The organism is Trinickia sp., assembly GCF_051961175.1.
Classification (GTDB): domain Bacteria; phylum Pseudomonadota; class Gammaproteobacteria; order Burkholderiales; family Burkholderiaceae; genus Trinickia.
This window is the reverse complement of the sequence record NZ_JBQCDN010000216.1, coordinates 1-13,587: the sequence shown is the minus strand read 5'-3', so window position 1 is coordinate 13,587 and position 13,587 is coordinate 1. Positions and strand designations below refer to the sequence as shown.

Annotated in this window: 11 protein-coding genes; 4 read left to right on the top strand and 7 right to left on the bottom strand. The window is 64.4% G+C overall.

The genetic code is table 11. The features are described 5' to 3' along the window. The coding region (locus ACTHL0_RS12850; protein ID WP_440567128.1) for an FKBP-type peptidyl-prolyl cis-trans isomerase at positions 1 to 452 on the top strand (452 nt) is incomplete at its 5' end. On the opposite strand, the gene ACTHL0_RS12845 is transcribed toward ACTHL0_RS12850, so the two are convergent. Together ACTHL0_RS12845 and mutS are read right to left on the bottom strand one after the other, a co-directional pair. Then, a complete protein-coding gene (locus ACTHL0_RS12845; RefSeq protein WP_440567127.1) occupies positions 429 to 1,727 on the bottom strand; it encodes a hypothetical protein in 1,299 nt (432 codons plus the stop codon). The two genes, ACTHL0_RS12850 and ACTHL0_RS12845, sit on opposite strands and share 24 nt — an antisense overlap. A gap of 74 nt (positions 1,728 to 1,801) precedes the next feature. Continuing rightward, a complete protein-coding gene (gene mutS, locus ACTHL0_RS12840) occupies positions 1,802 to 4,501 on the bottom strand; it encodes a DNA mismatch repair protein MutS (protein ID WP_440567126.1) in 2,700 nt (899 codons plus the stop codon). 585 nt (positions 4,502 to 5,086) lie between these two features. Here mutS and ACTHL0_RS12835 point away from each other — a divergent pair. Next, positions 5,087 to 7,396 (top strand): hypothetical protein, encoded by a 2,310-nt coding sequence (locus ACTHL0_RS12835; RefSeq protein ID WP_440567125.1) that lies wholly within the window; start codon positions 5,087 to 5,089, stop codon positions 7,394 to 7,396. Positions 7,397 to 7,615: 219 nt separating this feature from the next. Here the strand turns inward: ACTHL0_RS12835 and ACTHL0_RS12830 are convergent, their stop codons facing one another. Continuing rightward, positions 7,616 to 8,416, bottom strand: coding sequence for an inositol monophosphatase family protein (locus tag ACTHL0_RS12830; protein ID WP_440567124.1), 801 nt, complete (start codon positions 8,414 to 8,416; stop codon positions 7,616 to 7,618). A 346-nt stretch (positions 8,417 to 8,762) separates the two neighbouring features. Between ACTHL0_RS12830 and ACTHL0_RS12825 the strand changes: the two genes are divergently transcribed. Then, positions 8,763 to 9,599 carry an RNA methyltransferase gene (locus ACTHL0_RS12825; protein WP_440567130.1) on the top strand — a complete coding sequence of 279 codons (837 nt, stop codon included), beginning with the start codon at positions 8,763 to 8,765 and terminating at the stop codon, positions 9,597 to 9,599. A 233-nt stretch (positions 9,600 to 9,832) separates the two neighbouring features. Further along, positions 9,833 to 10,627 (top strand): serine O-acetyltransferase, encoded by a 795-nt coding sequence (gene cysE / locus ACTHL0_RS12820; protein WP_440567123.1) that lies wholly within the window; start codon positions 9,833 to 9,835, stop codon positions 10,625 to 10,627. A gap of 126 nt (positions 10,628 to 10,753) precedes the next feature. Here the strand turns inward: cysE and ACTHL0_RS12815 are convergent, their stop codons facing one another. The 4 genes from ACTHL0_RS12815 to ACTHL0_RS12800 are packed head-to-tail and all read right to left on the bottom strand — an operon-like array spanning position 10,754 to position 13,465. Beyond that, positions 10,754 to 11,566, bottom strand: a complete 813-nt coding sequence (locus ACTHL0_RS12815; protein ID WP_440567129.1) for a UDP-2,3-diacylglucosamine diphosphatase — start codon at positions 11,564 to 11,566, stop codon at positions 10,754 to 10,756. Between the two features lie 26 nt (positions 11,567 to 11,592). Continuing rightward, a complete protein-coding gene (locus tag ACTHL0_RS12810) occupies positions 11,593 to 12,087 on the bottom strand; it encodes a peptidylprolyl isomerase (protein ID WP_440567122.1) in 495 nt (164 codons plus the stop codon). Positions 12,088 to 12,144: 57 nt separating this feature from the next. Further along, positions 12,145 to 12,723, bottom strand: coding sequence for a peptidylprolyl isomerase (locus ACTHL0_RS12805; protein WP_440567121.1), 579 nt, complete (start codon positions 12,721 to 12,723; stop codon positions 12,145 to 12,147). Positions 12,724 to 12,763: 40 nt separating this feature from the next. Beyond that, positions 12,764 to 13,465 (bottom strand): tetratricopeptide repeat protein, encoded by a 702-nt coding sequence (locus ACTHL0_RS12800; RefSeq protein WP_440567120.1) that lies wholly within the window; start codon positions 13,463 to 13,465, stop codon positions 12,764 to 12,766. Positions 13,466 to 13,587 lie beyond the last annotated feature (122 nt).

Genomic DNA, 13,587 nt, shown 5'->3' with positions numbered 1-13,587 from the left:
TCTATCTGCACGGCGGCTATGATGGCACGTTCCCTAAAATCGAGGAAGAGCTCGATGGGCACGAGCCGGGCTTCCAGACGCAGATCCAACTCGAGCCTCAGGACGCATTCGGCGAATACGATCCCGAGCTCGTGAAGATCGAGCCGCGCAACCGCTTCCCCGAGCCACTGGAAGTCGGCATGCAGTTCGAAGGCACGCCGGAGGACGGCGACGACGAAATGGATTCGCTGATCTACACGGTCACCGATCTGGCGGAAGACAAAGTCGTGCTCGACGGCAATCATCCGCTGGCCGGTATGGCCTTGCGGTTTGCGCTGACGGTCAAGGAAGTGCGTGAGGCGACCGCCGATGAAATCGAGCACGCGCACGTGCATGGTGCCGAAGGCATCGAAGTGGTCGATGAAGACGATGACGACGAAGAGGACGGCTCAGGAGCCCCCACCCTGCACTGAGTTCGGCTCGGCCGGCGGCAGCGTACCGCCGGGCACCGGCGGCGCACTCGCGGGGGATGCGGGTGTGGCGGAAGCGGGCTGAGTGGGCCCCGCACCGAATGTGTCGGGCAGCAGCGGCGGTTCGGAAGCCGGCAGCGATGGTGTCGAGGCAGGCGGCGCGACGGCGGGTGCAGAACCCGCCGGTGAGGGTGGCGCCGGCATCACATACTGGATGCCCGGCAACGGCTCGATTCCTGTCCCCGGCCCCGGGGCGTTGGTGCCCGAAGAGGGCGCTTGCGTTGGGGCTGCCGGTGAAGCGGGCAGCGCGGGCAACGGCAGCGCTTTAGAAACGCTCCGCACGCTCACCCGAAAGGGCACCGGCCGCCCATAGTTCACGTCGAACACAACCCATTGCGTCGCCGGGTCGCGCGGCGCGATTCCGATGCGCGTCAAATTGTCGACACGGGCCCCTTTGTCGTTATAAAGCGGCTGGTCGATGATGAAACCGGCGGCCGTTGGATGCGCGTCATGATGAATCAAGATGACGGGCCCGCGAAACGTTTGCGCTGCATTCACCAGGCTTCGTTTGAATTCGAGGTAGCCGTCGGGCTGCCGATGTCGTGCGAAGCGCAGCCAGGGAAAGCGATCGGTATGTTCTTCGTAGCGTGAAAAGTTGGGATCGGCTTCGATGAATACCACGAGCGCTTTTGCGCGACGACGCTTGGCGTATTCGGCCGCATGTTCGAGCCAGAACGCCGAGGCGATCGCGCGGTCGTCGAATTCGCCGTTGCGGCCTCCCGCATCGGAATAGTGGTTGTTTCCTCCTACGACGTTCAGGCCGACAAAAACCGTATCCTCGGCTACCCAGCGAACGTTTTCCCGAAACGCGCGAAACCTCGCCACGTCGCTCTCACGTGTCAATGTCAAGGCCGGCCGGCCCAGTGAGCGCGTATCCGAAAACAATGTCTGTCGCAGAAAATCGAGCCGCTCGGCAGCATCATAGTTGCCGCCGGCGGCACTCCCGCAATCGGCCCAATCGTGCTGACCGGGAATCGCGACGAGCGGGACGGCCGACGCTTGCAGCAATTGCTGACGCTGATCGTAAAGTGCATCCGCGCAGCGTTCGTGTGCGCCTTTCAGGTTGCCGTCATAGACGACGAACGAGAGGCGTTGATCGAGCCCGATCGCATTGATCAGACGTTGCGCGGCTGGCTCGTCGGCCGCGCTCTTCATGACGCCGGAGATGACGGCAAAGGCGTAGCGCGGCTCAGCGGCCTTCGCGGGTAAAGATGCCATGACGCACGGCAGCCACGCGAGCGATAGCGCGAGCGCTGCAATCGTACGATGCGGACGAGCCCGCCGGCGTACCGTCACCGCTCGTACTCCCGGCTACCGGGCGCGTCGCCCGCGCGCGCCAGTTCGTGCAATTCGTAGAGCAGATCCAGCGCGTCGCGCGGACGAAGCTCGTTCGGGTCGATGCCCTTCAACCGCTCGAGTGCGGGATGCGGCGTATGGGCAACGGGTTCACCGTATCGATCGCCGGATTCGTCGGGCGCGTCTTCCGCGTACACGGGCGCCGCGAACAAATCGAGCTGCGGCGTGGCCTGTGCCACCGATTGCTGCTCGAGATGCGCGAGATGTTTGCGCGCCGCGCGAATCACGGCTGACGGCACGCCTGCCAGCTGCGCCACCTGCAGGCCGTAGCTTTGGCTCGCCGGCCCTTCGCTGACAGCGTGCAGGAAAACGATGCCGTGGCCATGTTCAACGGCGGACAAGTGCACGTTGGCGGCTTGGGCGAATTCGGCGGGTAGTTGCGTAAGCTCAAAATAGTGCGTCGCGAACAGCGTGTAGCAGCCGTTGGCCGAGAGTAGATGGCGCGCGATGGCCCAGGCGAGTGCGAGGCCGTCGAAGGTCGAGGTGCCGCGTCCGATTTCGTCCATCAGCACGAGACTCTGCTCGGTAGCGTCATTGAGAATCGCGGCGGCCTCGGTCATCTCGACCATGAACGTCGACCGGCCGCCCGCGAGATCGTCGGCTGCACCGATGCGGGTGAAGATGCGATCGATCGGGCCGAAGCGCGCCCGCTGCGCGGGAACGTAGCTGCCGACGTACGCCATCAGCGCGATCAGTGCCGTCTGCCGCATGAAGGTCGATTTACCGCCCATGTTCGGGCCGGTGATCAACAGCAATTTGCGCTCGGTGCTCAGGCGGCAATCATTGGCGACGAACTGTTCGACCTGCGCCTCGACGACGGGGTGGCGCCCTTGTTCGATGTCGATGCCGCCGTCTTCGGAAAATTCGGGTGCGACCCAGCGCAAGGCTTGCGCGCGTTCCGCGAAAGCGGCGAGCAAGTCGAGTTCGGCGAGGGCGGCCGCGACGCGCTGACAGTCTTCGATGAACGGCAGCAATGTCTGCAAGAGCGCATCGTAAAGCGCGCGTTCCCGTGCGAGGGCCCGCTCCTGGGCCGATAGCGCTTTGTCCTCGAACGCCTTGAGTTCGGGCGTGATGTAACGCTCGGCGTTCTTCAGCGTTTGCCGGCGGCGGTAGTCGTCGGGGACTTTATCCGTTTGGCCGCGCGTGACTTCGATATAAAAACCGTGGACTTTGTTGTACTCGACACGCAGATTGTTGATGTTCGTGCGGGCGCGTTCGCGGGCTTCGAGCTCGATCAGAAACTGACCGCAGTTCTCGGAGATATCGCGCAATTCGTCGAGCTCGCTATCGTAGCCGCGAGCGATGACACCGCCGTCGCGCACCATGGCCGCGGGCTCTTCCGCGACGGCGCGCGTGAGCAGATCGACGCAACCGGCCGGCGGTTCGAGCGCGGTGCCGATGCGTTCGAGCGCCGGCGTGCCGGCCGCCATGGCCGTGACGAGTTCGCGCAACGCCGGCAGTGTGGCAAACGTATCGCGCAGGCTCGATAGATCGCGAGGACGAGCCGAGAGCAGTGCGAGGCGGCCTGTGATGCGCTCGACGTCCGCGATTTTGCGCAGCGCGCCGCGCAGCATATCGAGGCTCGTACCGTGCGGCGCATCGAGCAGCGCACCGATCGCTTGTTGCCGCGATTGCGCGACGATAGCGGCGCGCGGCGGATGATGAAGCCAATGGCGCAGCAGGCGGCTGCCCATCGTGGAGCAACAGGTGTCGAGCAGCGAACACAGGGTGGGCGATTCGCCGCCGCGCAGTGTTTCGGTCAGTTCCAGGTTGCGGCGCGTGGCCGGATCGAGGCCGATGTATTCCGATTCGGTTTCGACTTTGAGGCTGCGGATATGACGCAACTGCTGACCTTGGGTCGCCGCCGCATAAAGCAGGACAGCGCCAGCCGCGCCGCACGCGCTGGTGAGTCCTTCGGCGCCGAAGCCATCGAGGCTTGCCACGTTTAACTGATCGCATAGCCGCTGCACGCCGGATGTCACATCGAAGTGCCAGGCCGGCACGCGCGTGAGCGTGCCGGAGGCCGTGCTCGGCATGATGTCGGCTGCGCCGTCGGCGACGAGCACTTCAGCCGGACGGATCCGCTCCAGCGCCGCGCCTGCTTCGTTCGGGGCGACTTCGGCAAGCCGCAATGCGCCGCTGGCGAGATTGAGCCAAGCGAGGCCGATGCCGGTGATCACGCCACGCTTGTTGTGAGCGGGACAGGCGGCGAGCAGATAGGCGTCGCTTTTATCGGAGAGCAGGGCGGCGTCGGTCAGCGTGCCCGGCGTGACGATGCGCACGACTTTGCGTTCGACGGGGCCTTTGGACGTGGCCGGATCGCCGATCTGTTCGCAGATGGCGGCGGATTCGCCGAACTTCACGAGCTTGGCGAGGTATTGTTCGACGGCGTGATACGGCACGCCTGCCATCTTGATCGGATTGCCGCCCGATGCGCCGCGCTGCGTGAGCGTCAAATCGAGCAGGCGCGCGGCTTTTTCGGCGTCGTCGAAGAAGAGCTCGTAGAAATCGCCCATGCGGAAGAAGAGCAGCGTGCCGGGGTGATCGGCTTTGATGCGCAGGTACTGCTGCATGTAAGGCGTGTGCTTGGCGAGCGTTTGATCTGCCGGAGCATCGACGCTGGTTTCGGTTTTCATTCGTGCCAGTGGAAAAAACGTGTTCGGGTGCGGACTTTCGCTTTCGATCCTCGGCGCTTCGCGCAAGACAGTGCGGCGAGTTGGCGAGGGGCGGCGGAGTCCGGCTTACTCTACTTCTCGGCTGCCGTTGGGGGTACTCGTTCGAACGGCCTATCTCGCCTTGCGCGTGATCAGCGCCGCGCAGTCTAACGGAGGCACCGGTCACTGAAGCGAAGTCCAGAGCAAGCCCCGTATTTTAGGGGATTCGGGGATTCAGAACCTGTGTTTGGGTCTGGCGCCCGAAAACTGGCGCATAGGAGAGGGTGGACGGCCCGGGGCGGGCGTCCGGTCGCGCGAGGGCCGTCGACTGCGAGGGGGGCGCTTACGTTGTTTCGCTTTAAGCCCACGAAATTCGCGCGACACACGCTACTGCCTCCCGCAATCCGATGAGCATGACGGAAAGTGCACAGTCGCTTGCACTGAGTATTTTTCTCCAACGGTGCTTATCGGTCACTCGTCATGCGTATCGGATCAGGAACCTCGGACAATGCCCCCGCGGCTGACGCCCCCGCGCCGCGCGGGAAAACGGCGGCGGCCGATGCCGCTTTGTCCGAAGCCGCCAGCGTCGCCCCGGCACGCAGCGGTGCGCTCGCGCAGTTGAACGTGCGCCGCAGCGCATCGGCGACGGAGGCACCTCAGCCCGGTCGGGACGCGAAGGGAAAACGGGCGTTGGGCTCGTCGGCTGAGGCCACCCCGGTGCCAGCGGCCAAGCGGTTGCGTCCGGCCGGCACAGCCCCAGCCCCAGTCACAGCCCCAGGCGCAAAGACGGCCAAGCGTGAACCGCCCGGCGAAGCCGCGAATGCGTCTGCGCGCGGCGCCGGCCAGAGCGCCCAGTCGCTTGCCAGACCCCCCAAGGGCTCGCGGCAGAATACGACCGCCGGGATGGTCTATGACATGTTGCTCGAACGGTCCCGCGGCGGCTCGACATCGGTCATCGCGCGCGCCGTTTCCGTACCGGACGGCACCGTCGGCAGATGGATCAACGCCAAGCGTTGGCAATCCGGCGAACTGCAACGCGCGCTCGCGAACATGCAAGGCTATGAGCAGCATCGCGACGCGATCGACAAGCTCGCGAAAGCGATGCGCCTGACGACGGAGGACTTGCCGCCGCCCGCCGCGAAACAACGCGCCCAAGTGACTGCGCCTCTCCTGAAGGAAGCGCTGCAACTGATGCTCGCGAAGCAGGGCGAGGGCCTTGCCGGTCGCGGCCGCACACCGGGAGTGCTGTCGGCCGTGGCCGGGACGCTCCAGATCGAGCGCAGAACGCTGGGCGCCTGGCTGAATCCAGACGGCTCACCCGCCAAGCCGCTCGACGCGTTCGAGCGGCTGCAGGGATTCGAACAGGTGCGCGTCGAGCTGCAAGCGCTGTTCGCACGCCATGGGCATCAGGAGGTGGCCGATAGCCTGCATGTCCCCGGCGATGGTGCCACGCATAAGATGACCACCGCGTTGCTCGTGGACATCCTGCAAAAGATCAAGACGGACGGCGCCGGTTCGTCCGGGAAGATCGCCGGGGCGCTGGGCCTTCAATCTTCATTGGTCCGCAAGTATGTCTCGCCGGAGGATGCCACCCTGCGCGCGCCCGATCTCGTGCGGATGATGCCGGATTATCCGCAGCATCGCGAAGCACTGGCCGCGGCGCTCAGCGCGCACGGACACGATGAGCAGGCCCGCGCCCTGCCGCTCCCGTTTGTCGATGCGGAGCGGTTATTGAACACCCTTCGTGATGACATGCCGCGTTTCATCGACGCGATAAAAGCCATGCGAAGCGACGCTACGCTCACGCCACGCAACGCGGCTGAACAGGCTGGCCTGCTTCCCGAAGCGGTGACGGCCGTGATGGATGTGGGTGGCGCGCTGCGCGGGCGCGACGAGGTGTACGACACGCTATCGCGCCTGGGCAACCATCTTGTGCCGGGCCTCGACGAGGAGCTTGCGCGGCTACGCTCGGTGGCACTCGGGAAGGCGCCCGTCGCCGCCGCGCCGCGTGAGATGGCCCGCTTCGAGCTTCCGGCCCGCGGCACGATCCCGGCCAAGGTTTTTATTGTCAGGCCCAGCACGGGCGACCCGGGGCCAAAGGCGAAGAACCGCCTCGAAAAGATCTACGCCAACAACGCAGACTTGGTTAGCCTGCCGCGCTCATACGCCATGGAGCGTCCGCGTCAGATGCTGCGCTGGCTGTCGACGGTCCTCAAAGCCCGGTTTGCCGATGCGCGCGAGATTCAATGTTATTTCCATGCCGCCAGCCAGCAGATCGTCGTGGCATCGAACACCAATGAGGCGAACGCTGCCCTGGAGAAGTTTTTCGCCGAAGGCGGGGCGCAGGCACTAGCCGAACACGCAGGGGCTCCATTGGGTGCACGCGAAGCGCGGCATGCGGGCAAGCTGCGCCGATCGCTCGCGCGCGAAGGCAATTCCGTTGCAGGAAGCGGCGACGCGTTGCAAGAGCAGGTGCGGGCGGCAATCGCGGCGGGACGATTTCATGTGCCGCGCGACAGTTTCAACGAGCATGGATCGCAGGTCAGGCTGCATGCCGAGCGCCGCATCCTGCACTACGTGCGAACAACGTTCCGCGAGTTGCTGGACCGACGCCTACTGGCTGGCACGATGCGGCCCTGCGGGACCTGCGCCGACGAGCTCGAGCTCGACGAGAATGAGCGGCGCGGGCCGTTCTGGATGTCCCAGTCCGCCCAGGCGCTCACCGATACGCGCCGGATCATCGAGCGCAATATCGAGAAGTCGATCGGTACGTACGTGACGAAAACGCGCGAAGGCAGGGTGACGACCGACTACGATACCGATAGCGGCTCCGACATCGAGGACTCGAAAGGGAAGGTCGCGCGCAACCGAAGGTGAGCGCGCACCTCACGCTTCGATCATCGGGCCAGCGACGAAACGAACTGCGCGGCAATGATCGTGTAGAAGCCTTTTTTTATCCGGCGAGCCGAGCGATACGGACGCTCGGAAACAGGAGAAAGAGACCTGCTTGCTGCTTCCAGAAGGCAAAAGGCGGCCGAAGCCGCCTTTGTCATACCGTTTTGTCGCGCCGGGAAGGCGGCAGCCTGGGGCCGCTCGTCAGTCGCCCTTCGACACGCGAGTATGCGCGCTCAAGATCGGCACCATCTGCGCGTAGATCTTGGGATTGCCGGCGACGATTTCGCCAAGGTTCAGGAATTCGGAATCGCCCGTGTAATTGCCGACGAGCCCGCCCGCTTCCGTAATCAGCAAGCTGCCCGCCGCCATATCCCACGGGCTGAGCCCTTGCTCGAAGAAGCCGTCGAGCCGGCCCGCCGCCACGTTGGCAAGGTCGAGCGCGGCTGCACCCGGGCGACGCAAGCCCGCGCACGAACGCGTCATGTCGGCGAACAGGCGGCAGTAGGCATCGACGCGGTCGTCTTCGCGGAACGGGAAGCCGGTGCCGATCAGCCCGTCGGCCAGGCGGTCACGTCGGCCAACGCGGATACGGCGGTCGTTCAGATACGCGCCGCGGCCGCGCGAAGCCGTGAAAAGATCGTTGCGGGTCGGGTCGTACACGACGGCTTGCGTCACGATGCCCCGGTGCGCCAGTGCGATCGACACGCCGTAGTAAGGCAGGCCGTGGATGAAATTGGTGGTGCCGTCGAGCGGATCGATGATCCAGACGTAATCGGATTCGTTCTCGGAGCGGCCCGACTCTTCCGCCAGGATGGCGTGGTCGGGATAGGCCGTTTTGAGTGTATCGATGATGGCCGCTTCGGCCGCTTTGTCGACTTCCGTGACGAAATCGTTGTGCTGCTTCTTGCTGACCTGGAGCAGATCCAGATCGAGCGAGGCGCGGTTGATGATTTGTCCGGCACGGCGGGCAGCCTTGACGGCAATATTGAGCATCGGGTGCATAAAACGGGTTCCTTGTGCCACGGCGGTACGAGCGCTGCGGCGAATGGGCCAAACCGCCCGGAATGGGTGGGCATTCCGTCGACGAAAGCGAATTGAAGAAGAGCAGTGTGCCTGCGTGCGGGCAGCCTGCGCGCAAGACACGAATTGCGTGATTTTACCTGAGTCCGGCGGTGCCCGGCTCGAACGTTGCCGCGGGCATGCAACGCGAACCGTCGCCGGGCGCTCGCGGCCTGCCCGGCTTGCTCGTCCGGTTCGCATGAAGGCGGGGAGCGCGATACCATATCGGCACGCAGGCATCCCCACGCTTTGGCCTCTTTTCGTTCATCCGCTGCTCTTGTCTCTTGTCATCTTGAATCCTTCCGCACCGCATTCGCCGTCCGCCACCGTTCATACCTCCGCGTCGGGTCCCCACGGTGGCTTCACCTCGACCCGGTTCGTCCTCGTCGAGCCCAGCCACCCCGGTAACGTGGGCGCCGCCGCCCGCGCGCTCAAAACCATGGGTTTTTCGCGGCTCGTGCTCGTTGCGCCGCGGCTGGTGCATGTCCAGACGGATCCGGAGGCGATCGCCATGGCCAGCGGCGCGGAGGATGTGCTGGCTGCGGCTCGCATCGTGCCGACGATCGCCGATGCCCTTGCCGGCGTGACGTGGTCGGTCGCCCTGACGGCGCGCATGCGCGAATACGGCCCGCCGCAATTAGCGCCGCGCGAGGCTGCGAGCGAGGCGCGCTCGCACGCCACCGGCGGCGATATCGCATTTGTCTTCGGCAACGAGCGAACCGGCCTCTCGAACGAGCATGTCGAGCGCTGCAGTGCGCTCGCGCACATTCCGGCCAATCCGGCCTACAGCTCGCTCAATCTGGCGCAGGCCGTGCAAGTGCTCGCGTACGAGCTGCGCATGGCCTATCTCGCGGACACAGGCGCCGCGACGCTGTCCGAGCCCGACGAGCCATCGGGCGCCGCGCGGGCGCCGAGCGACGATATCGAACGGATGTATATCCACCTCGAGAACGCCTTGATTGCGCTTGAGTTTCTTGATCCGGCCAATCCGAAGAAGTTGATGTCCCGATTGCGCCGGCTCTTCGCTCGGGCCGGTCTGGAGCGCGAGGAAGTCAACATCGTCCGAGGTATCGCGAAGCACATCCTGCTCAAGGCGCATGCCGGTGAGGACTCGTCTTCGTCGTAGATCGCCATTGGACGAGATCCCGGCGTAAAAGGGCGGCAATTCGGCGGCTACAGCCGCTAATGTCCCTCACTTCCAAAGGGACGATCCGCGTTCCGCCTGCGCGTTCTGTACGATGCCCCTACAATCGAACGATCCGTGATAAGCAAATCGCACGGACTGATATCGATGCGTCCGCCAGGCAGCCATGACTGCCCCCGCGTGCCGATAATCGCCCTCATTGAGCGAGACCAACCATGTTCAAGAGACTTCGCGAAGACATTGCCACCATTCGTCAGCGGGATCCCGCCGCGCGCAGTGCTTGGGAAGTGCTCACCTGTTACCCCGGATTGCACGCGCTTGTTTTACACCGGCTCGCACATGCATGCTGGCGCGGCCAATGGCGTTGGCTGGCGCGTTTCATTTCGCAGATCGCGCGGTTCCTCACCGGCATCGAAATTCATCCGGGCGCGACGATCGGGCGGCGCGTGTTCATCGATCATGGCATGGGCGTCGTCGTAGGCGAAACGGCCGAAGTGGGCGACGACTGCACGATCTACCAGGGCGTGACGCTCGGTGGCACGCTGCTCACGCGCGGCGCCAAGCGCCACCCGACGCTCGAACGCGGTGTCATCGTCGGCGCGGGAGCGAAGGTCCTGGGCGGATTTACGATCGGCGAAAACGCGAAAATCGGCTCGAATGCCGTTGTGGTCAAACCGGTGCCGGCCGGCGGCACGGCGGTCGGCAATCCGGCACGCATCGTCGAACCGGCGGAGCGCAAGCGTTCGCCCGAGCACGTGGCGTTTTGCGCGTACGGCATCACGCCGAATGCGGAAGATCCGGTATCGCTCGCGCTGCATGGGCTCATCGATCATGCGGCCGCCGAAAAGCAGCGTGTCGACGAAATCGTCGCCGTGCTGGAGCGGCTCGGGGCACGGCTCGAAGCATTGCACGGCGTTGATACGGCGAGCATCGATCTGCAGCGTCTTTCGGCCGCGATTCAAAGCACGGTGGTGCATATCGATGCCGAGATCCGTGAGAGCGGACGCTGATCGTGTTCTGATCCGCGGTGGCGCACGGCGGCGACCCGCGCCAGCCTGAAGTTAGAAGTCAGCAGATCGAATGGCCAGCACGCGCAACACGCCGCGCGGCGGCGATCGGCCATCAAGCCGACCGCGTCAGTCGAGCGGCAGGGCGTGAATGCCCTCGGCGTCGATGCGCAGATAGCCGCCGCGGCGCCTACCGTGGTCGAGATCCCAATCCGGCAGCACCCAGCGCGTGCCACTCGTTTCCTGATGGCGCGCCGGTTTATGCGTGTGCCCGTGGATCATCGTTGTCGTACGGCTCGAACGGAAGAGGGCCTCGACGCCTTGGTGCGTCACGTCATAAAGCGGCGAGGGCGGCCGTGTGCGGCCTTCTTCGCTCGAAGCGCGCATGCGCTCGGCCAGTGCATGGCGCCATTTGAACGGCCATGCGAGAAACAGGAGCTGCGCCGCCCGCCACCGCGCAAGCCGTCGGAAGGTCTGGTATTTCCGATCGGCCGTGCACAGCGCGTCGCCGTGAGCGAGCACGATGCGCGCGCCGAACGCGGTCATCACGAAGGGATCGGGCAGCCAGATCGCCCCCGCTGCCTGCATAAAGCGTTTGCCGAGCAGAAAATCGCGATTGCCGTGCATCACGTACAAGGCGATACCGCGCTCGGACAGGGTGTGCAAGAGGGCGGCGATGCGTGCCGCGAAAGGATCGGCTCGGAGCATGTCGTCGCCGATCCAATACTCGAACAGATCGCCGAGGATAAAAACCGAATCCGCGCTATCGGCCGTGACTCGGATGAAATGCTCGAACGCGTCGACCGTGCGCGGAATCGACGTGCTCAGGTGCAGATCGGAGATGAGCAAGAGCGGCCGCGGCGCATGCGGCTGCGCGTGGCCATGCTCGTGCGGCACGCTGGCCTCGACATTGCGAGGCCCCGCGTCTTGCCGCGCCGAGATGCCGGCATCTCGGATGACACTCGTGTTCAATCGACCACGACCGCTTTCTCGATGATGACATCGTCGAGCGGTACGTCCTGATGGAAGCCCTTCGAGCCCGTCCTCACCTTCTTGATCTTCTCGACGATGTCGAGCCCATCGACCACCTTGCCGAACACGGCATAGCCCCAGCCTTGCGGCGTGGGCGACGTGTGATTGAGGAAGTCGTTGTCGTTGACGTTGATGAAGAATTGCGCCGTAGCCGAGTGCGGATCGTTCGTGCGCGCCATCGCGACCGAACCCTTGACGTTCTTCAGACCGTTGTTCGCTTCGTTGTCGATCGGCTCGTCCGTCGGCTTTTGCTTCATGCCGGGTTCGAAGCCGCCGCCCTGGATCATGAAGCCGTCGATGACGCGGTGGAACACGGTGTTGTCGTAGTGGCCTTTTTTCACGTAGTTGAGGAAGTTCTCAACCGTTTTCGGAGCCTTCTCGGCGTCGAGTTCGAGTTTGATGACGCCGTGATTCGTGTGCAGTTCGACCATGATGCTTTCCTTTCTAAAAAGCCGAGCCGGCGCAGGCCGCGCCGGCGGGGGAGTTCATTACTTCGACACGACCGTTGCCGATTGGATCACGATCGGCTGCTGCGGCACATCCGACATCGGGCCGCGCGTCGTGGTGGGGGTTGCCTCGATTTTCTTCACAACGTCCATGCCCGAGACGACCTTGCCGAATACCGCGTAGCCGTTGCCGTCCGGATTCGGATAGTCGAGCCCCGCGTTATCCACCGTATTGATGAAGAATTGCGCGGTGGCCGAGTTCGGATCGCCCGTGCGCGCCATGGCGATCGTGCCCGTGGTGTTCTTCAGGCCATTACGGCTCTCGAGCGGGATCGGGGCGCGCGTCGGCTTTTCCGCGAAGCTGGCCGTGTAGCCGCCACCCTGGATCATGAAGCCTTTGATCACGCGATGAAAGATCGTGCCGCTGTATTGGCCGGATTTCACGTAATCGAGGAAGTTTGCCACCGTCTTCGGTGCTTGTTCCGGGTAGAGCTCGACCTTGATATCGCCGTCCGACGTTTTCAGCAGCACTTGCGGATGCGTAGCGGAACTTGTCTGAGCGAAGGCGGGCGCGTTCGCAATGAGAGCGGCGCTGCCGAGCGCCAACCAAAAGCTTTTCATGGGTGTCCTCAACGTGGAAGAGATCGGAGCGAACGCCGCGCTAGCGCGACGGCGCGAGGTAAGGCTGGGTGGGAAATGGGCCGTTGGAGCCGCCGAATTCGACGCCCGGCGAGTTTATTTCCGGCACCGGAATGTTGGCGGGCCCATGGTGCGCGCCAGCGCTGGCGGCGGCCTTCGACTGCGCGGGCGACACGATCTTCCCGATCGCAGCCATGCGCTGCGCCGCCACGGCGCTTGCCTGGCCGAGACTCTGTGCGCGCCGGTACGATTCCTCGGCCAGGTGGAGGTACAAGTCGCCGAGGTTTTCGTAGCCGAGCCCGTAGCTCGGGTTCGCTTGCACCGCGGTTTCAAGTGCCTTACGCGCGTCTTCGTAGCGCCCGTGCTTCGCGTAAAGTGCGGCGAGATTGTTATACGGTTCGGGCAGCTCGGGGTACAGCTGCGTCAGTTCCTGAAACTGACGGATGGCGTCGTCGTCCCGGTTCAGGCGGGCGAGGACCGTGCCGCGCTTGAACTTGGCCTGTGCGTCGTGCGGGTGCGAAGCGATGCGCGCATCGAGTTCGGCCAGCGCGGCGCTCCAATTTTGCGAGGCGATCGATGCGTCGATTTGCGGCGTATCGTCGGCCACCGCCTGCGAGGTTTGCGCCGACGCTGCCGTGCTCGTGAGAGCCGCGAGCGCAAGGCTCAAAACGGAAGCGGCGAGGAGGGCCGCGCCACGGTGCATGCGGCCGCTGGAAGGTTTCATAGGCTCGTGTCTGGGTGTTATACTCCGGCCCATTCTAACAAAACGTTTGCTGGTTTCCTCGAACGGCAAACGGTCCTCCGCCAGTCGTGGTCGCCTTCGCGCCGCTCGCCTCGAAGCACTCG